This is a genomic window from Pedobacter sp. 22163 (assembly GCF_052045595.1).
In the GTDB taxonomy this organism is placed as follows: domain Bacteria; phylum Bacteroidota; class Bacteroidia; order Sphingobacteriales; family Sphingobacteriaceae; genus Pedobacter.
The window spans coordinates 479644-500815 of record NZ_JBQEPM010000005.1; the positions used below are offsets into that span (position 1 = coordinate 479644).

At 39.8% G+C, this 21172-nt stretch carries 12 protein-coding genes and 1 rRNA gene; 11 read left to right on the top strand and 2 right to left on the bottom strand.

Translation table 11 applies throughout. The annotated features are described in order from the left end of the window. Positions 1–51: 51 nt before the first annotated feature. From ACTJKN_RS15975 to ACTJKN_RS16025, 11 genes are all read left to right on the top strand, one after another. A complete protein-coding gene (locus tag ACTJKN_RS15975) occupies positions 52–948 on the top strand; it encodes an ROK family protein (protein ID WP_440826537.1) in 897 nt (298 codons plus the stop codon). Positions 949–1091: 143 nt separating this feature from the next. Beyond that, positions 1092–4205, top strand: coding sequence for a SusC/RagA family TonB-linked outer membrane protein (locus ACTJKN_RS15980; RefSeq protein ID WP_440826539.1), 3114 nt, complete (start codon positions 1092–1094; stop codon positions 4203–4205). A gap of 18 nt (positions 4206–4223) precedes the next feature. After that, positions 4224–5858, top strand: coding sequence for a SusD/RagB family nutrient-binding outer membrane lipoprotein (locus ACTJKN_RS15985; RefSeq protein WP_440826541.1), 1635 nt, complete (start codon positions 4224–4226; stop codon positions 5856–5858). 84 nt (positions 5859–5942) lie between these two features. Beyond that, positions 5943–7568 (top strand): LamG-like jellyroll fold domain-containing protein, encoded by a 1626-nt coding sequence (locus tag ACTJKN_RS15990; RefSeq protein ID WP_440826543.1) that lies wholly within the window; start codon positions 5943–5945, stop codon positions 7566–7568. A 401-nt stretch (positions 7569–7969) separates the two neighbouring features. After that, positions 7970–9904, top strand: coding sequence for an SPOR domain-containing protein (locus ACTJKN_RS15995; protein WP_440826545.1), 1935 nt, complete (start codon positions 7970–7972; stop codon positions 9902–9904). Beyond that, a complete protein-coding gene (locus tag ACTJKN_RS16000) occupies positions 9904–10608 on the top strand; it encodes a MotA/TolQ/ExbB proton channel family protein (protein WP_029279915.1) in 705 nt (234 codons plus the stop codon). Before ACTJKN_RS15995 ends, ACTJKN_RS16000 begins: the two co-directional genes overlap by 1 nt. Continuing rightward, a complete protein-coding gene (locus ACTJKN_RS16005; RefSeq protein ID WP_025144642.1) occupies positions 10608–11009 on the top strand; it encodes an ExbD/TolR family protein in 402 nt (133 codons plus the stop codon). The genes ACTJKN_RS16000 and ACTJKN_RS16005 overlap by 1 nt, the downstream gene beginning before the upstream one ends. Continuing rightward, positions 11009–11845, top strand: coding sequence for an energy transducer TonB (locus ACTJKN_RS16010; protein WP_440826547.1), 837 nt, complete (start codon positions 11009–11011; stop codon positions 11843–11845). Before ACTJKN_RS16005 ends, ACTJKN_RS16010 begins: the two co-directional genes overlap by 1 nt. A gap of 362 nt (positions 11846–12207) precedes the next feature. Continuing rightward, positions 12208–13497: a bifunctional folylpolyglutamate synthase/dihydrofolate synthase gene (locus ACTJKN_RS16015; protein WP_440826548.1), complete on the top strand. Its 1290-nt coding sequence runs from the start codon at positions 12208–12210 to the stop codon at positions 13495–13497. A gap of 67 nt (positions 13498–13564) precedes the next feature. Continuing rightward, positions 13565–15223, top strand: a complete 1659-nt coding sequence (pafA, locus tag ACTJKN_RS16020) for an alkaline phosphatase PafA (RefSeq protein WP_440826550.1) — start codon at positions 13565–13567, stop codon at positions 15221–15223. A 475-nt stretch (positions 15224–15698) separates the two neighbouring features. Then, a complete protein-coding gene (locus tag ACTJKN_RS16025) occupies positions 15699–19094 on the top strand; it encodes a methylmalonyl-CoA mutase family protein (protein ID WP_440826552.1) in 3396 nt (1131 codons plus the stop codon). Positions 19095–19158: 64 nt separating this feature from the next. On the opposite strand, the gene ACTJKN_RS16030 is transcribed toward ACTJKN_RS16025, so the two are convergent. Then, a complete protein-coding gene (locus ACTJKN_RS16030) occupies positions 19159–20139 on the bottom strand; it encodes an acyl-ACP desaturase (protein WP_440826554.1) in 981 nt (326 codons plus the stop codon). Between the two features lie 932 nt (positions 20140–21071). Continuing rightward, a 5S ribosomal RNA gene (gene rrf / locus ACTJKN_RS16035) occupies positions 21072–21172 on the bottom strand; the annotation flags it as partial.

Sequence of the window (21172 nt, forward strand, 5' to 3'; positions counted from 1 at the left end):
GGTGCAATAATAAGGCGCAAGCCATTTATAGATCTATTGAAGCAGAAAACAATGAATAAAAACAAATATGTGATGGGCATTGATATCGGGGGTTCGCACATTACGGCTGCCGTACTCGATATGCAGCAGCGGAATATTCTTAAAAAATCCTATACGCGCGAACGTGTCGATTCTCACGGTCCAACAGAACAGATTATCCATACCTGGTGCAATGCAATTAAAGCAGCTTACAAGAAGGTAGATATCCAAATTGGCCCTTTGGGTATTGCTATGCCGGGTCCTTTCGATTATGAAAATGGAATTTCTTATATCGCTGGAAATGATAAGTATGCCGCATTTTATGGCCTTAATGTAAAAGATATGCTTGCCAGTGAACTTCATATTGACCGGGATCAGATTTTGATGAGTAACGATGCTGCTTGCTTTTTGGCTGGAGAAGTATTTGCAGGTGAGGCACGTACCTATCAGCACCTGATTGGTATTACCTTGGGAACAGGTTTAGGAAGTGCGGTTTATAATGAGGGAAAAGTTGACGATGCCAATTTATGGTGTGCTCCTTTTTTAGATGGCATAACAGAAGATTATCTTTCTACACGATGGTTCTTAAAACGTTATTACGAACTCACAGGATTTAATATCCTAAATGTTAGAGAACTAACCAAACTTTACGACGATAACCAAACTGTACGCAAAATATTTGCTGAGTTTAGCCATAACCTTGGGCTTTTCCTCAAAAAATTTCAGCAGGATAATGCGGCTGAAGCCATTGTAATCGGTGGTAATATTGCCAACGCATCGAACCGTTTTATTCCTGGTGTGGTTAAATACCTCCATTCGCAGGGCATCACTTCTCCAATACATATTTCGAAATTAAATGAAGATGCGGCCTTGGTTGGAGCTGCGGGTTGCTGGGCCACGCAGACATTTAAAACGATCGAAAAAATCTAACAAAAAATATTTTAAAATAATTCAATTCCCTTGTAGGCAATTTGTGTAAGCAAAATGCTCTTAACTATAAAACCGGATGGATGGAAATCCCGAAGGCGGCAAACAATTAACCAAATACTTATTCAAAATTATTCATAATGAATATGAAAAAATCTTTACAGCTAACGTGCTTATTGCTCTATGCATCCACAGGCTTGTATGCAGCTGCACCAATTGATCATTTTAATCGTGCAGTTTCTTTCCATGCTGTTTATCAGGATGTGATTAAAGGAACCGTAAAAGATGAAACGGGCGCTACCTTACCAGGTGTAACCATTACTATAAAGGGCGCGCAAGGCGGCACCCAAACCAATACCTCAGGCCAATATAGCATAACGGCTAAAACAGGCGATGTTTTGGTGTTCTCGTTTATCGGTTACCAAAGCAAAGAAGTTACCGTTGGTACGCAAAGCACCATTGATATAACTTTAACCCCTGACGCTAAAAATCTTGAAACCGTGGTGGTAACTGCTTTAGGGGTAAAAAGATCAGAAAAATCCTTAACCTATAATACACAACAGGTATCGGGCGATGAATTATCAAAAGTAAAAAGTCCTAACTTAATGAACTCCCTTAACGGTAAAGTTGCTGGTTTAACCATTAGCCCAAGTGCTTCGGGTGTAGGTGGTTCTGCAAAGGTAATTTTAAGAGGAAGCCGTTCGGTGAGTGGTAACAACCAGCCCTTATATGTCATTGACGGCGTACCAATCAGTAATAACGGTAATGCCAATGGCCAGCAGAATAGTGTATTCGGTGGCGGTCAAGACGGTGGCGATGGTATTTCTAACCTTAATCCTGATGATATTGCAAGCATTACTGTTTTAGAAGGAGCATCAGCAGCTGCCCTTTACGGTAGCCAGGCGCAGAATGGTGTAATTTTAATTACCACCAAACAGGGTAAAGCAGGCAAAGCAGAAATTGGTTTCTCATCAGGTGTAACCATTGATAATATCGCTTACGAGCCAAAGTTCCAGAACAGTTACGGACCTGCGTCTACCACAATAAGAGATAGCTGGGGCGGTGGAATCGGCAATACGACAGATAATTTAAAAGATTTTTTCAAAACGGGGATTAATACTTCGAATGCGATAAATCTTTCTGGCGGTTCTGAAATGGCACAAACTTATTTTTCCTATTCCAACACCTATGCCAGCGGTATTCAACCTGGCAACAAGTTAAACCGGAACAACTTAAACCTGCGCGAAACAGCTAAGTTTTTCGACAATAAATTAACAGTAGATGGAAGTGTAAACTACATCAATCAACGCATCAATAACAGCCCATCTTTAGGTTTATATTTAAATCCGTTATTGGGTTTGTATCTTTTCCCTAGAGGTGTTGACATTACCCCATATAAAGATCAGTATTTATTGGCTGGCAATACAGGTGGCGCACGCCAAAACTGGTTAGGCGGTCCGGCCGACATTAACCAAAACCCTTGGTGGTTAACCAATTTAAATCCAAACACATCTGTTCGTAACCGTTTCTTATTGAGTGGAAGTGTTAAATACGATGTTGCACCATGGTTAAATGTGCAGGTTAGGGGAAATATGGACCGTACCACTGATGATTATGAAAACCGTAGATACTCGGGTATTGCGACCAATTTCAACTCTACCGGAACAGGTTATTTTGCACAGAGCAACCAAACCTATGTTCAGAAATATGTAGATGCGATTGCCAATATTACCGTTCCAATGACTGGTTCCGATTTTAAAGTGAATGGATTAATCGGTGGAAGCATCAACGATCAGAAAACTTCAGGTTTATCTTTAGGTGGCAACCTTTCGGCGGTCGATTTCTTTTCACCAGCTAACACGATCGTTGCCCTTCCAGGCACCTTTAGCGGAAATACATTAAGTAACGTAGTTCCTATTGTTCCTAATCACAGCCAGCTACAGGCCGTTTTTGGCAACGCCAATATTTCATATAAAGACTGGGCTTTCTTAACCGTAACAGGCAGAAACGATTGGTCTTCCAACTTATCATATACACCAAACGATTCTTATTTCTATCCTTCGGTTGGTTTATCATTTATTGTTTCGCAGATGTTCAAACTTCCTGAGGCCATTACCTATGCCAAATTGAGAGGAACTTATGCAGAAGTTGGAAATACCGTACCGCCATATCTTACGTTTATTCAAAACACTTTAAAATCAGACGGTGCATTAAATTTCAACACCAATGCTGCATTTAGAGAGTTAAAACCTGAAAGGACAAAATCGTTCGAGGTAGGTACCGATTTACGTTTCCTATCAAACAGAATCAATTTTAGCTTTACCTATTATAAAACCAATACCAAAAACCAATATATTCCTGTAGTTGCACCTCCATCTTCATTGGTATCAACAGGATACCTGAATGCGGGTAATGTAGAGAACAAAGGTTTCCAGTTTATTTTAGGTGCTGATGTTGTAAAAGGCGACGGGCTGAACTGGAACACTTCAATAAACGGTTCATTAAACAGAAATAAAATCATAGATATCGCTTCTGCCGATAAAATTAACAGTGTAGATTTAACAGGTGCGGGCAATACCTCTTATATTTCGAGGTTAAAAGTGGGTGGCTCTTATGGCGATATTTATAGCTATACCTTACAAAGAGATGCACAAAACCGCATCATAATAGGTGGAGACGGCACAACAGCTTCGCCATATACACCTTTAAAAAGTAAAGAATTTAACTATGTGGGCAATCCTAACCCAAAATTCCAATTGGGCTGGAACAACAGTTTCAACTACAAAGATTTTAGCTTAAGCTTCTTGGTCGACGGTAAGTTTGGCGGTCAGGTATTATCGCTTACCGAAGCTTTAATGGACGAAGCAGGTGTATCTGAAGCAACTGGGAATGCCAGGGCCCAGGGCGGTGTTAAAATTGATGGTGTAGATACAAAAGGCAACGCAGTATCAACAACAGTTAACCCACAAGCTTACTATTCATTTGTTGGTGGCAGATCCGGCGTATCGGGCGAATATATCTATAGCGCTACGGTAGTACGTTTAAGAGAAGCTGCTTTAGGTTATACCCTTCCATTAACCGGTAAAACATTTAAAAGTGTTAAATTTTCGGTTACCGGAAGAAACCTGTTTTATTTCTATAAAAAGGCTCCTTTTGATCCCGAAATCACAATGTCTACCGGGAATGGTTTATCTGGTGTAGATGTTTTTAACCAACCTGCAACGCGCAGTTTAGGCTTCAATCTAAATTTATCATTTTAATTCTATTCAAAAAACAACATGAAAACTATATATCATAAATCCTCGAATAACAGGATTAAAGGATTGTCTGCTGTTTTGCTGGCATCTTTGATGGCCTTAAATTTTGGATGTACAAAAAACTTTGAAGATTTTAACACCAACCCAACTGCACTTTCACCTGAGCAGACTACCGCGCTTTTGAAATCGGCAATTGGCCCAATTGAGCAGGAAATTTTCCATAACTATCAGATTGCACAAAACCTAAGTGCTGATGCTTTTAGTGGTTACATGATGGCCCCGAACCCTTTTGGAGGAATTAACAACATGAGCTATTCGCTTAACGATGGCTGGAACAGTAGTGGTTTTAACGACCAATATAACTATGTAATGGCTCCGATTTCTAAAATTGGGCAGAGCGAAGTAAAAACTAAATCGCCGGAAGCCTGGGGAATTGCCCTTTTGGTTCAGGTAATGGCCATGAGTAGGGTAACCGATAAATTTGGCCCTATTCCATATACTACAGCTGGTTCTTCTTTGGTATCTACAGCTTATGAAGATCAGAAAACGGTTTATAATGCTTTTTTTAAACAAATCGATACAGCAGCTAATAACTTACAAACTTATATTGCAGCTAATCCTGGCAAAACGGCTTTTTATGATAAAGGCGATTTAATCTATGCAGGTGATCCGATGAAATGGTTAAAATTGGCTAACTCTTTACGTTTGCGTTTAGCTACGCGTATTGTAAAGGCCGATGCGGCTACAGCAAAACTTCAGGCTGAAAAAGCCTTAAGTGCACCAGGCGGTTTATTAACAACTGCAGCAGATAATGCGGCCGTAGCGCAGTCGGGTACAAGAGATAATGATTTATGGGTGGTTACCGTTGCTTACGATGGTGATAATGCTTTAGGTGCAGCTTTGCAAACGTATTTGGTAGGCTATAATGATCCGCGTTTACCAGTTTACGCCAGGCCTGCTACCGATCCTTTATTTACGGGGCAATATGTAGGAATCAGATCGGGTGCAAATACTTCATTTAATGGTTTGGGTAAAGCAGGTTATAAAACTTATTCAACCTTAAACTCTACTGATAATGTGAAATCACCAATCGGACAAAAAGCACCACAAATTTTAATGACTGCTGCTGAGGTTTGGTTTTTAAAAGCAGAGGCCGCATTACGTGGCTGGACAGGTGCAGGCGATGCACAAACCAACTATGAGACCGGAATCACCACCTCATTACAGCAATGGGGCGTAGCTGCAGGAAGTTATTTATCAGATGCAACCAGTATACCTACTGCTTATGTAGATCCGAAAAATGCCGCAAACAATGCTGCAGCTGTAAGTACAATAACCGTAAAATGGGACCCTACTTCTACCAATGAACAAAAATTAGAGCGCATTATTACACAAAAATGGTTGGCTATCTTCCCTGATGGGCAGGAAGCCTGGTCTGAATACAGACGTACGGGTTACCCTAAGTTATTTACAGTAGCCAATAATAACAGTGGCGGAACTATAAATACCCAAACCCAGATCAGAAGATTGCCATTCCCATCAACAGAATATGGAAACGGAAACAGTGCCGAGGTTGTTAAAGCGGTTGGCCTTTTAGGCGGACCAGACAATGGCGGTACCAGATTATGGTGGGACGTGAATAAAGCGAACTTCTAACACACAAATACCACCAGGTAGGATAACGAAAGTTGTCCTACCTTTTTTATATCAAACCAATTTCTAACCAAAATTTTTAAACCTATGAGAAAACTAACCGTTTTCGGCGCACTGCTGTTAACAGCTTTCGCCCTGTTGTATGCTTGTAAAAAAGCCAATTCTGAAAAAGAAGACAACCAATTAAACACCAAGGGTACTGCCAGAGCTGCTATCAATGCTTCTGCCCTCGCCTTAACTGGTCCATTCATGACCGCCTATGTAGAAGTAAACAGCAACAACTTTGTAAATCCCGGTTGCTATACCTACGGTACTTCTGCCAGTCAGTTATTTGGTGTTTCTGTTATTTTCGCTGCCAACATCAATTCGGTAAATGGTATCCCTACCCTTTACTTCAATCCACAGGTGCAAGAGACCTTAAATTCGGGCAAAGTTGCTTACCTCAAATCATTAGGCATAAAAGTTGTGCTGGATGTACTTGGAAACCACCAAAATGCAGGCTGGGGCTGTTTTACCACTTATGCACAAGCTGATGCCTTTGCCATTCAATGTGCCAATGCGGTACAACAATATGGTTTAGATGGAATTGACATAGATGATGAGTATTCTGCCTGTACAGCAAATAACGGTTCATTAGTTCTTGCCGCAGCAGCGCTACGCGCACGTATGGGTGCCGATAAGCTCATTACTATGGCTGCATTTAATCAGGCCAATTATTTTAATTCTACTTATAACAACCAAAAACTGGGCGATATTTTAGATTATGTATTTGAGCAAACTTACTTCTCAACAGATTATGCCGGCCGTTTACAGCCATACATTAATGCTGGTGTGCCTAAAAGCAAATTAGGTTTAGGTACCGATTTAGGCAATAGTGATCAGGCAGCGGTAGCCACTTACGTAAAAAATAATGGTTTGGCCAGTGCCATGGTTTATAACGTAGCCAACAACTCACAAACTAAGCTATCGGCCATGTCTAACGTACTTTACGGTTCTGCAACTGCTGTAAAACCAAACTGTATTGATGGTAATGGAGGTACAACACCAGTAGCTGGAAACCGCTCATTGGTTTTCGACGGTACTAATGAGTACTTAAATTCGAATACATTCAATCTTGCAGGCACCAGCTTAACTTACGAAGCATGGGTTAAACCAACTGCTTTTAAAGCTACTGCTCCAAATATCTCGACCATTATGGGTATAGAAGTGAGCGATGCCAATGTAGCTTTGCTTCGTTTGGGCGATGCTTCTTTAGCCAATAATAAAGTGCAGTTTGTATTGAACACAGGTGGTGCAACGCCTAAAAAACTAAACTCCGCTACGGCGCTAAGCGCCAATACCTGGTATCATATTGCGGCGACATACGATGGCTCGACCATGAAAATCTACATCAATGGCACTTTAGATGCCAGCATGAGTGCAACTGGTACTATTGCTGCCAACGGCACATTCCAGATTTCGAGAAGCTGGGATGCCAACAGGGGTTTTAACGGTCAGTTTGATGAAATGCGGGTTTGGAAATCGGCATTGGCACAGTCGACAATTTCAGCCATTAAATGCAGTGTAAGTGCAACCAGCACCAACCTCGAAGCCTATTGGAAATTTGACGAAGGTACCGGGACCACCATTGCTGATGCAACTGGGCATGGCCACACCGTAAGCTTACTTAACATGGAAAGTACAGACTGGTCTACTACCGTTCCTTGTCCGTAGGTTTTCCCCATAACTGTTAAATTCTTGTGGTGGGTGTTTCTACCCGCTACTAAGAAAACTTAATGGACGGTGTCTTCACCGTCCATTTTAAAACATTCCCGTTCCGTTTCTACATACGCTTTTCTATAGTAAAACGTTTCTATAGCTTAAGCTTTAGCTTCAAAATCGATATTATATCGATTTAGCGATTTGCTTACTAGCATACCATTTCTATCTTTGTAACCGTTATCTTTGCACGGATACAGATATAGGTTTAAAAAACTGTGATTTTTTTCATGATTAAAATAACAAAACTGTACTCGTTATTGTCCCCTTTTTGGAATAGGATGTGTAATAGCACCCATAGACACTATTTGAAGGTAGAATATAATTTTTAATTTTAAACGCTTAATTTTACCCGAATGGATATCTTATCATACCTATTAGAACTCTTGCAGCAACGCAAAGAAGTTGGTATTACCGGCTTGGGCACCTTTTATAAAAAGAAATACCCAGGAAGATACGATAAGGAAAAACAAACGTTTTTGCCTCCCGGATATACGCTGCAATTTTCAGCAGAAGTAATAGAAGAAGACGCTTTAGCCAATTTCATTTCAGCTAAAACAAACATCAACAACGATGATGCCCATAATCATATTGCCCAGTTTGTTGAAGAAGTAAATCAAAAATTAGAATTAGACCATGAGGCCGAACTTCAAAATACTGGGCGCTTATTTTTTACCGAACAAGGATTAGGTTTCGAACCGGTTAAAAATATGAACTATGGTTCTGAATTTTACGGACTTCCATCATTAACAGAAACCGTAATTGAGGAAATAAAAACTGATTCAGCTCAACAAGAGGAAGAAGTTTACGACGAAATTGCTGAAGCACCGGTGGTACCATCACCATTTGAGAATAAATCATACCAGGCTCCGGTAATCGAAAATATAGAATTGGATGAAGTTAAAGATGATCTTAAAAACACTTTAAAACATTCAGAAACTCCTACAGAAGAAATTGTTGATGCACCAGAATTTATTAAGGAACAGCATGAAGAACATCCTAACCGATTCGGTCATACACCAGAATCGGAAGTAGAAAATATCGCTGCTGAACAACATGCGATTGAAACGCCTGAATCTGATGAAACACAAGAAGTAACAAATACTATTGAAGAAGTAGAAGTTCCTGAATCAGTTGTGGCACAGCATGAAGAACATCCTAACCGTTTTGGTCATACACCAGAATCGGAAGTAGAAAATATCGCCGCCGAACATCAGGCAATTGAAACACCTGAATCTACTGAAGCACAAGATGAAGCAAATACTGCTGAAAATACACCTAAAGAAGAGGTAGAAAATACTAATGCCGAACCTGAAGCTGTAGAAGTTCCTGAATCAGTTGTAGCACAGCACGAAGAGCACCCAGACCGCTTTGGTCATACGCCAGAATCGGAAGTAGAAAATATCACTGCCGAACATCAGACAATTGAGACGCCTGAAGCTGACGACGCACAGGACGAATTAATTCCTACACATAATACCTCAGCACCTGAAGAAATCAATTCCGTGGAGGTACCGGAAACGGTTATTCCACAAAATGAGCCTTCGAGCCGTTTTTCGCTTAGGTCGCAAACAGAGGAACCTAAAACATACATCAATTTAGAAGAGGAAGCTAAAAAAGAAGAACCTGTAATTGAAGCCCCTGCATTTATAAAAGAGCAACATGCAGAGCATCCTAATCGTTTTGGTCACGACCCAATTGAACATGGAGACGAAACACGACAAGGTATGTCTACCTGGTTAATGATTACAATTGCAATATTAGCTTTGGTTGTTATTGCAGCAATAACCTTTTTGGTTAAACCAGAATTATTTACAGGTGAAGCAACTGAAGCTGTAAAACCCGCACAAGTAATTGTCGATTCGCCAAAGGTTTTTGTTGATACCCTAAAAGCAAAACAAGATTCTATAGCCAAAACAGATAGCATTTTAAAAGCCAATCAGGTTCAGAAAAAAGCAGATACAGTTAAAAAAGTAGCGGTAAAACCCGTGATTAAACCTATTGTAGAAGCACCAAAAGAAAATAAAATTGTACCAAACACTGGTCCTTCTACGTTTGATGTTATTGCTGCATCTTATAAAACCGTTGCAGGAGCCGAAAAATATATTGCCATAGTTAAAGCCCGAGGTTTAAATGCTAAAATTGCAAATATGGCCGGCCCATGGAAAAAAGTAAGCATTGCGAGTTTTAAAACACAAAAAGAGGCTGAAGAGCAGAAAGATATTTTACAGAAAAAACTAAAAGGAAAAGGGTTTTACGTACAACAAATATTTAACAACACACAACCATAATGATAACTTTATTAATTCAGGACACCACACAAGCATTACAAGACACAGCAAATGCGGTTAACCAAGCAGTAACACAACCACAGCCAGAACTCCATTTCATCGATCTGCTTTTCAAAGGCGGCTGGGTAATGGTTCCATTGGCTTTTTTAGCATTGTTAGCCTTAGTTATTTTCTTTGAACGTTATTTAACCATTAAAAAAGCAACCAAAGACGAATCGAATCTAATGGGTCAGATTAGATCTTATATCCAATCAGGAAATTTAGAGGGCGCAATGTCGCTTTTAAGAAATAATAACTCTCCCCTTTCGCGCATGTTGCAAAAAGGTTTAAAACGCATTGGTCGCCCGATTAAAGACATTGAAGGTGCGATTGAAAATGTTGGTAAATTAGAGGTTTCTAAATTAGAGAAGAACATCAGTATATTGGGTATTGTTGCAGGTATTGCGCCAATGCTTGGTTTCGTTGGTACAATTGTGGGTGTAATTACCATTTTCCACCAGGTATCAATAAAAGGTGCGATTGAAATCGGTACCATTTCTGGTGGTTTATATACCAAAATGATTACTTCTGCAACCGGATTGATTATCGGTATTATTGCTTACGTACTGTATCACATTTTAAACATTATGGTCGAAAAAATCATCCTTAAAATGGAAACCGATGCAATTGATTTTATTGATTTACTAGAAGAACCAGGCAAATAATGAATTTACGCAAAAGAACAAAAGGATCGGTAGAAGTACATACTTCAGCGTTGAACGATATTATGTTCTTCCTGATGCTGTTTTTCTTACTGGCCTCTGCCGTGGTAAATCCTACGGTGGTTAAATTATTGTTGCCACAATCATCTAGCGGACAGCAATCTACCGCCAAGAAAGCAGTTACCGTTACGATAGACGAAAATTTAAAATATTTCGTTGAAAAGAAACCAGTTAGCATTGAAGAACTAGAGCCAACATTGGCATCATACCAAAAATTGGCACCAGATATGACCATTCTTTTATATGTATCGCGTAACGTGACTTATCAGGATGGATTTGTGGTAAACGATATTGCCAATAAATTAAAATTAAAACTTGTTGTAGCCGTTGAGCCTAAAAAATAATGAACTACAAAGCGCAAATATCTAACGAGGAAAACAATTACCCTAAGGCCATTGCCATAGCAAGCGGAATTATGGGCTTTTTATTGTTGATCAGCTTTTTTATCGTGATTGGCTCGTTCCAGCCACCTGAAGAAGTGGGTATGGGTGGTATGGTTGTAAATTACGGAACTTCAGCAGAAGGAATGGGCGATGATTATACCAGCATTGAAGAGCCATCGGCAGATCCAAATGCCAATGGTAAAGCGCCTGATAAGGTAACGCCGGAAGAAAAAGTGACCCCAACTACCTCTACCGAAAATACTGAGAAGGAAATTCAGACCCAAAATACGGAAGATGCCATTGCTGTAAATACCAAACCTACAAAACCGACTACTGCGGCACCAACTCCGGTAGCTGAAGATAAGCCATCTAAACCCGTGATTAACCAAAATGCGCTTTACAAAGGCAAAAAGAATACTGGCCAAGGGCAGGGAGATGGTACCGGAAAAACACCAGGTAACCAAGGTGATAAAGATGGCGATCCATTGGCATCAAATTATGGAGAAGGTGGTTCTGGAAATGGCAATGTACAGTTATCATTGGCCAGCAGAAAATTCATCGATATCCCTAGAATTCAGGATGATGGACAAAGTGCGGGAAAAATTGCCGTTCAAATCCGCGTAGACAAAAATGGTAAAGTGGTTCAGGCCCGTGCAGGCGCAAAAGGTACTACCTTATCCGATTTAGCACTTTGGCGGAAATGTGAACAGGCGGTGTTGGGTGCAAGTTTAAACAAATTGGAATCAGCACCCGATGTACAAACCGGGATTGTGATGTTCAACTTTAAAGTTAAATAAGAAAACATCCATGGTCTGTTTCTTCACAGACCAGTTTTTTTGGGTTATTATTTATTGTGCCTATTGTTCTGTCAGATATTACTATCTGACAGAAACTTATTTTGTTATCTAATAATCTATAGTTGGATTCTTCAACAAACACTTATTACCGATTATAAACGAATATCAGTCAGATGGCAACATCTAACTGCACGTCCGGTGCATCATCTCCATTGTCTGTGTCTCACAGACCATCTTACAAAATCAAAGACTTCCGAAGTTCTCCACCGCACAAGCCAGCAAAACTTCCGAAGTCATCACACAACAAAATATTCTCATTTCGTTTCATAATAACTCCAGTCAACTTATATTTGACACATATTATGAACTACCAACAAACGCTTGATTTTTTATACAGTAAACTCCCCATGTTTACCCGCGTTGGCGCGTCTGCTTTCAAAAAAGATTTAACTAATACCATTATTCTTTGCGAGGCTTTGGATAATCCACAGGATAAATTTAAAAGTATCCATGTGGCAGGTACCAATGGAAAAGGCTCAACATCGCACATGCTGGCTTCGGTACTACAGGCTAAGGGATATAAAACAGGATTGTACACTTCTCCCCACTTGAAAGATTTCCGCGAACGCATCCGCATCAATGGAAAAATGATCAGCAAAACTGAAGTAGTATCATTTGTAAAGGAACAGCAAAAACTCATCGAAAAAACCGAGCCTTCATTTTTCGAAGTTACTGTGGCCCTTGCATTCGATCATTTTGCCAAACATGAGGTTGATGTGGCCGTAATTGAGGTGGGTTTAGGCGGAAGGTTAGATTCCACCAATATCATTACACCGCAAATTTCGGTCATCACTAATATCAGCCTCGACCACATGAATATGCTGGGCAATACGCTTACCGAAATCGCTGGCGAAAAGGCAGGTATAATTAAAAAAAATATTCCAGTTGTAATCGGCGAAACACAAGCAGAATCTGCTCCGGTTTTTATCAGTAAAGCTAAAGCAGTGGGTGCTACAATTGTTTTTGCTGATGCGGAGTTAAGGGCTCAGGATTTTAAGATCAGGAACAATAAACTTTCCCTATCTGTTTATCAGAATAGTGAAATTAAATACAAGAATCTTCGAAGTGATCTTACCGGCGTTTATCAGCACAAAAACATTTTAACCGTATTAGAAACCCTCACCATACTTAACGAGAAAACTGAAATTAAAATTGATCAAGAGGCGATTTATAAAGGAATAAGCCAGGTTAAAAAACAAACCGGTTTACAGGGGCGTTGGCAAACCTTGAGTAAAAATCCATTGGTAATCTGTGATACCGGCCATAATGAAGCTGGCATTGCCGAGGTAATCAAAAACATCACACAAACCCCTTATCAAAACCTACATATTGTTTTTGGTATGGTTAAGGACAAAGATATTTCGAAAGTTTTATCCCTGATGCCTAAAAATGCGACGTATTATTTTTGCAAACCAGATTTAGAACGTGGTTTAGCAGCAGATGAACTTAAAGAACAGGCGGCAACATTCAATCTAAATGGAAACAGTTATGCATCTGTAGCAGAAGCAAAAGAAAGGGCTATTCAATCTGCTGATCCAAAAGATCTTGTTTTTATTGGCGGAAGCACATTTGTAGTGGCCGAAGCGATATAAAATCTTTACACAAACTTCAAAGTAGCTTTACCTAAATTTATTACTTTAGCCCTTTAACTAAAACACAATGAAGAAAATATTCTGTCTAATCTTTTCCATTTCTATTTTTTCAATCGCACTCACCTCAGCCCAAACTAAAAAAACTTCCACAACACAGCCTAAAGCATTTCCTGCCGAGATGGCCCGCCCTAAATTGGTAGTTGGCTTAGTGGTTGATCAAATGCGTTGGGATTATTTATACCGCTACTATAACCGTTATACCAATGGAGGCTTTAAAAGATTAATTAATGAAGGTTTTTCTGTAGAAAATACTTTTATTCCTTATACACCAACTTATACTGCCTGTGGCCACACATGTATCTACACAGGTTCGGTTCCGGCTGTTAATGGTATTATCGGTAATGACTGGTACGATCCTGAAACCAAAAAGAATGTGTACTGTACGGAGGATTCTTCTGTATCAACTGTAGGCAGTACCCCATCTTCTGAAGGGAATATGTCGCCAAAAAATATGCTAACCACTACCATTACTGATGAACTGAGGTTAGCTACAAATTTTAGAGGTAAAGTAATTGGTATTTCATTAAAAGACAGGGGTTCGATCCTTCCTGCTGGCCACGCGGCAAATGCAGCATATTGGTACCAGGGTAGTACCGGAAACTGGATTACCAGTACTTATTATATGAAAGAAGTGCCAACCTGGATTGCCGATTACAATAAATTGAAATTAGCAAACAAGTTCTATGCAAAAAACTGGGAAACATTGTATCCCATGAATACCTATGTTAATAGCACAGTAGATGAGAAAGCATACGAAGGCAAATCGAGCACATTCCCTCATCAGCTTACCCAAAACATTGATAAAAATTTCGACGCCATCAGAAGCACGCCTTACGGCAATACCATCACCTTAGATCTAGCCAAATTAGCAATCCTTTCTGAAGATTTAGGACAGGATAACATTACCGATTTCTTAGCTGTAAGTTGCTCTTCTACTGATTATGTTGGTCATGCTTATGGTCCGAACTCAGTAGAAGCAGAAGACACTTATTTACGTTTGGATAAAGATTTCGAAGAGTTTTTCAACTACCTGGATAAAAAAGTAGGTAAAGGAAATTACACGGTATTTTTAACTGCCGATCATGGTGCTGCGCATGTACCAGGCTTTATGCAAGAAAATAAAATGCCTTCAGGCGTAGTGAGTGACCGTGATATTGCAAACAAATTAAATGCTTACTTAAATGACAAATTTAAGGTAAACAATCTGGTTTTAAAATCTCAGAATAATCAGATCATTTTCGATCATGATAAAACCGATAAAGGTGATGTAAGTTTTGATGTAATTAAATCGGCAGCAGTAGAATTCTTAAAAAGATTAGAGGGTTTCCAAAATGCAGTTGATATTCCTAAAATAGCGCAAAGCACACTTCAGGAAATCCAGAAAAAGATGATTACTAATGGATACAATGCGCGTAGAAGTGGCGATATCTACTATGTTTTACAACCAAACTGGTTTAACGGCAGCAGCACAGGTACAACGCACGGAAACTGGAACCCATACGATTCGCACATTCCATTGGTTTTTATGGGCTGGGGAATCAAAGCTGGAGCATCCAATAAAACACATTACATGACTGATATTGCACCAACCTTAGCGGCTTTGCTACATATTCAAATGCCAAATGGAACCGTCGGAGAACCGATCACCGAAATCACCAATAAATAATTTATAAGAACTATGCCCACCAGCATAGTTTTTTTTGTTTTAAAGGTATTTAAACTAGAGTCGTCACCCTGAATTCATTTCAGGGTCTATTTTTGCAGGAAAGATGCTGAAATAAATTCAGCATGACGATCGCGTTGGGTAAGGAGCAAAAAATTAATCATTATAAATAACTATCAATCGAACTAAAGCTTATATTTTCTTAAATGTCTTATATGGTAAAAATTGCAGCTTTTTTCTTATTTAGATGATGCAAAATATCATAATTTAAATATTTTGAATACAACATGAGAGAATTTGCCATTTATGATAATAACGGTTATTTACTGCAATTCGCGCAGGATTTATAGCTGAACCAAAAGCCATAACGGTATAGGGTATTCGCTGTTTAAACTGCTTATTTTAGTACATTTGCATACCAAATATATTTGGACAAGGATTGGTTATTTGAGCATACTGATCCTTTAAATCCTATCGTATGCAACAAGTAGAAATATATAAGCCCAAAAATAAAATCCGCTTTGTAACTGCCGCTTCCCTTTTCGATGGACACGATGCTACAATTAATATCATGCGCCGTATCCTCCAATCTTCAGGTGCCGAAGTCATCCATCTTGGCCACAACAGGTCGGTTGATGAAGTGGTAAACTGTGCCATTCAGGAAGATGTTCAGGGCATTGCAATGACTTCCTATCAAGGCGGACACATTGAATACTTTAAATATATGTACGATCTCTTGCAAGAAAGAGGATCAGGCCATATTAAAATATTTGCGGGTGGCGGTGGCGTAATCTTACCTTCTGAGATAGAGGAACTCCAGGCTTATGGAATTTCTAAAATCTACTCTCCAGATGATGGCCGTAAGATGGGTTTGCAGGGCATGATCAACGATATGCTGATCCAAACCGACTTCATTACCAAAGCCAGCATTACTAACGAGCTCGAAACTATTCCTACAAAAGATATTAAAGCCATTGCTGGCGCCATTACCGTTGCAGAAAATGATCCTGAAGGGGCACAGAAATTTGTAGATGAATTAAAAAAACTATCCAAAAACAACACCGCTCCTATTTTAGGTATCACCGGAACGGGCGGAGCCGGAAAATCATCACTGGTAGATGAACTTGTACGCCGTTTCCTGGTAGAAGTGAAAGATAAAACCTTAGCAATTATCTCTGTCGATCCTTCCAAAAGAAAAACAGGAGGCGCTTTATTGGGCGATCGTATCCGGATGAATGCCATCAATAACCCGAGGGTTTACATGCGTTCTTTAGCCACCCGGCAAGCCAACCTTGCACTATCCAAAAACGTTCAGGAAAGTATCGATATCTGCAAAGCCGCTGGTTACGATTTAATTATTGTAGAAACCTCAGGCATTGGCCAGTCAGATACTGAAATTACCGAACACTGTGATGTTTCCCTATACGTAATGACCCCTGAATTTGGTGCAGCTACACAGTTGGAGAAAATCGATATGTTAGATTTCGCTGATCTGGTAGCGATCAATAAATTTGATAAAAGAGGCGCTTTAGATGCACTAAGAGATGTGCGCAAGCAATACAAACGCAACCATAATATTTTTGATGCGAAGGATGGTGAAATTCCAGTTTATGGAACTATGGCATCACAATTTAATGATCCAGGTATGAATAACCTGTTTGTGGCCTTAATGGAACAGATCAAGGTAAAAACCGGAACTGATTTCAAAGCCAAAATGGAACTCACCTCCGATCAATCAGAGAAAATTTACATCATTCCGCCCGATCGCATCCGTTACTTGGCAGAAATTGCCGAATCAAGTCAAACGTATAATGAATGGGTAGATAAACAGGCAACCATCGCCCGGAAAATGTATCAATTAAAAGGTGTAATTGATTTGGCTGGCGATGTTAATTCTCCTCTTTTGGAGGGCTATCTGCAGGACGGGCTATTAAAAAACTTAAACGCAACTTACCATTTCTTCGAAGAGCAATTAGATGGCGAATGCAGGCGTTTATTACGCCAATGGCCAGATACCAAAAGAGCTTACAAAGAAGAGTTTTTCATTTATAAAGTCCGCGATAAAGAGATTAAACAACCCTTATTTTACGAATCACTTTCAAAGCTGAATATCCCTAAAGTTTCGCTACCGAGATATGAAGATTGGGGCGATATTTTAAGATGGCTGTTAACCGAAAACCTTCCAGGCGAATTTCCATATGCGGCAGGTGTATTCCCGTTAAAAAGAGAAGGCGAAGATCCAACACGGATGTTTGCAGGAGAAGGTGGTCCAGAAAGAACTAACAAACGTTTTCACTATGTTTCTTTAGGTCAACCTGCGCACCGCTTATCTACTGCCTTTGATTCTGTTACACTTTATGGAGAAGATCCACATATTCGTCCCGATATTTATGGAAAAATCGGGAACTCGGGTGTAAGTATTGCCACTTTGGATGATGCTAAAAAACTGTATTCAGGTTTTGATCTTTGTGCCCCATCCACTTCGGTATCCATGACCATTAATGGCCCAGCACCAATGTTGTTAGGCTTTTTCATGAATGCAGCAATCGATCAGCAATGTGAAAAATACATTATGGAAAATGATTTAACAGAAGAAGTCCAGGCCAAAATTGATTCAATCTATAAAGCAAAAAATATACCGCGACCAACCTATAATGGTGCCTTACCAGAAGGAAACAATGGCTTAGGTTTAATGCTTTTGGGCCTTACCGGAGATCAGGTTTTACCTGCCGATATTTATGCCAAGATCAGGGCAAGAGCCATCAGTTCGGTTAGAGGAACCGTTCAGGCCGATATTTTAAAGGAAGATCAGGCACAAAATACCTGTATATTTTCTACAGAATTTGCCTTAAGGATGATGGGCGATATCCAAAAATATTTCATCGATGAAAAAGTGAGGAACTTCTATTCAGTATCCATTTCAGGCTATCACATTGCCGAAGCAGGCGCTAATCCAATTTCGCAGCTTGCCTTCACTTTAAGCAATGGATTCACCTTTGTAGAATATTATTTGAGCAGAGGCATGCACATCGATGATTTTGCCCCTAACCTATCTTTCTTCTTCTCCAATGGAATCGATCCGGAATACGCCGTTATTGGGCGTGTAGCCAGAAGAATCTGGGCCAAAGCCATCAAAAATAAATACAAAGGAAATGACCGCTCACAGAAGCTTAAATACCACATCCAAACTTCTGGCCGTTCGTTACATGCCCAGGAAATCGATTTTAATGATATCCGCACTACTTTGCAAGCCTTATATGCGATATATGATAACTGTAATTCCCTACATACCAATGCTTATGATGAAGCCATTACAACGCCTACAGAAGAATCGGTAAGGAGGGCTATGGCGATCCAATTGATTATTAACAGAGAATTGGGGCTTGCTAAAAATGAAAATCCTTTACAAGGCGCTTTCATCATCGAAGAATTAACTGATCTGGTAGAAGATGCTGTTCTTGCCGAATTTAAACGCATCAACGATCGTGGTGGGGTGTTGGGTGCGATGGAAACGATGTACCAGCGCGGAAAAATTCAGGAAGAAAGTCTGTATTACGAAACGCTTAAACATACAGGCGAATATCCTATTGTAGGCGTTAATACCTTTTTAAACAAGAATGGTTCACCTACTATTGTTCCTGGTGAAGTAATCCGCGCTACAGAAGACGAAAAACAATATCAGATTTCGGCATTACAAAAATTCCAGGACCGAAATGCAGATCGTGCTCCAGAACTCTTGAAACAACTTCAAAAATCGGCTATTGCCGGCGACAACATCTTCGAACAGCTCATGGAGGTTTGTAAGGTATGTTCATTAGGCCAGATCAGCAAGGCACTTTACGAAGTTGGTGGCCAATACAGAAGAAACATGTAATAAAAAAAGCCCTTATCGATTTGATAAGGGCTCATATAATTTTATTAACTAAAGATTCAAAAATCTAACCAGCAATCCAGGTAAATTTATAGTCTATAGTAGGGTTTTTCATTCGCTCGGCAACACGTAATAAACGCGAAGGTAAAGCCATAATATAATCGCGGGCTTTTTCACCAGCTTCGTTTAAATCACGCATCCCCTCAATTTTCCAATCTTCAATCAGCTGTTGCATAATTTCAACGTAATCAATTGCAGTATATACCCCTAAACGTTGTGCGGCATCTGTAAAGTGACCAAATGTTTGGCCAATTTTCAAACCTACCTCACGTAAGAAATGGGCTGGCATTACAATTTTCTTACGCATCATATCTTCGAAAGCCAACATTGCTTCATTAGGATCAACCTCAAAAATACGGTTCATGAAATCTTTATAAGCTTTTGCATGTCTGGCCTCGTCTGACGCAATTACGCCACACATTCTAGATAATAACGTATCACCGTCTTTTTTAGCTAAAGAAGCTACCCTTCTGTGTGATACATTGGTAGCCAATTCTTGAAAAGAAGTATAGATAAAGTTACGGTATGGATCATGCCCAGTACCAATATCGAAACCATCAGCAATAAGATATTGTGTGGAAATTTCCATTTGGCGCATATCAACACGACCTGATAGGTATAAATATTTATTTAGCAAGTCACCATGACGATTTTCCTCTGCAGTCCAATGGCGAACCCATTTCATCCAGCCACCTTCTTCGTCCCTGCTATGTCCATCAACCATGGCTAACCACGATTCGTATGTTGGTAAAGCTTCTTCAGTAATGGTATCACCAATTAAAACGGCCACTAAATCGTAAGAAAGATCTTTTGCGTTATCCCTTAAAATTCTCACATCTTGATAAAATGTTTCACTAGTAGAATCTGGTAAAAAATCAGAAGGTTGCCAGTTGGTATCGATCGGTTTCAAATAAGTTCCCATCGACTCCAGCATATATTTTTCAATATGCAACATTACTTCCCTTCTTTTATCTGCAAAAAAACTCATTACTTATACTTATATTTTTGTTAAAAACAAAGATAACTAAATATTGTGGCAAACCTTGTGATATTAACACATTTAGCGCTAAATCAGTTTTAAATGTTGCTAAAATTATCAACATTGGCACAAATGGTTTATTTATTATACACAAAGAATATAGAGCGCTTACTTACAGGTTTATTATTAGGAGCGCAGTAACAGTAACATGTAGGTCGGGTTCCGTCCTGCTGTACGCTGCAATCCTTTTTGGAAACCCTTGGGATAGACAATCTACCGCTGCCCAAAAGGGATTTCCGCTGCCATCAGGGCTATTGAACCTGGGATTGAAGTGTAAACGATTGATGAATATACTCTGTGCAAATCAGCGTAATCTGCGGGAACAACCTCTTAACTCATCTTAACTCCTTAATGATAGAAGTAACCGTTGTTACAATTCCTTTCACCATTAAGGGATTAAGGGCATTAAGGAACATCCGGTGATAGAAATAACCGCTGTTACAATTCCATTCACCATTAAGGGATTAAGGACATTAAGAAGATATATTAGAGCAGTGCCTTAACTTTTCTTCACTCCTTAATGGCGCAAAAATTAGCGGAGCATAATAGAATGGCCATAGACTCCTTTAATGACAGAAATAACCGCTGTTACAATTCCTTTCACCATTAAGGTTTTAAGGGCATTAAGAAGATTATGTTGAGAAAAGTGAAGGGTACAGAACAAAATGCCCATAAACGAAGAAAACCCTTGAGCATTTCTGCTGAAGGGTTTCTTTTAATATTTGGCACCGACCTACTCTCCCACGTGTTACCGCAGTACCATCGGCTCTGGTGGGCTTAACTTCTCTGTCCGGTCCGGATGGCTATCGGGAGGGAAGAAACGGAAATGCCCATAAACGAAGAAAACCCTTCAACATTTCTGCTGAAGGGTTTCTTTTAATATTTGGCACCGACCTACTCTCCCACGTGTTACCGCAGTACCATCGGCTCTGGTGGGCTTAACTTCTCTGTTCGGAATGGGAAGAGGTGGACACCACCGATA

Bases quoted from the DNA above. Each gene is read 5' to 3' on its own strand.
- ACTJKN_RS15975 (WP_440826537.1), top strand. From the start codon at position 52: ATGAATAAAAACAAATATGTGATGGGCATTGATATCGGGGGTTCGCAC.
- ACTJKN_RS15980 (WP_440826539.1), top strand. From the start codon at position 1,092: ATGAAAAAATCTTTACAGCTAACGTGCTTATTGCTCTATGCATCCACA.
- ACTJKN_RS15985 (WP_440826541.1), top strand. From the start codon at position 4,224: ATGAAAACTATATATCATAAATCCTCGAATAACAGGATTAAAGGATTG.
- ACTJKN_RS15990 (WP_440826543.1), top strand. From the start codon at position 5,943: ATGAGAAAACTAACCGTTTTCGGCGCACTGCTGTTAACAGCTTTCGCC.
- ACTJKN_RS15995 (WP_440826545.1), top strand. From the start codon at position 7,970: ATGGATATCTTATCATACCTATTAGAACTCTTGCAGCAACGCAAAGAA.
- ACTJKN_RS16000 (WP_029279915.1), top strand. From the start codon at position 9,904: ATGATAACTTTATTAATTCAGGACACCACACAAGCATTACAAGACACA.
- ACTJKN_RS16005 (WP_025144642.1), top strand. From the start codon at position 10,608: ATGAATTTACGCAAAAGAACAAAAGGATCGGTAGAAGTACATACTTCA.
- ACTJKN_RS16010 (WP_440826547.1), top strand. From the start codon at position 11,009: ATGAACTACAAAGCGCAAATATCTAACGAGGAAAACAATTACCCTAAG.
- ACTJKN_RS16015 (WP_440826548.1), top strand. From the start codon at position 12,208: ATGAACTACCAACAAACGCTTGATTTTTTATACAGTAAACTCCCCATG.
- pafA (WP_440826550.1), top strand. From the start codon at position 13,565: ATGAAGAAAATATTCTGTCTAATCTTTTCCATTTCTATTTTTTCAATC.
- ACTJKN_RS16025 (WP_440826552.1), top strand. From the start codon at position 15,699: ATGCAACAAGTAGAAATATATAAGCCCAAAAATAAAATCCGCTTTGTA.
- ACTJKN_RS16030 (WP_440826554.1), bottom strand. From the start codon at position 20,139: ATGAGTTTTTTTGCAGATAAAAGAAGGGAAGTAATGTTGCATATTGAA.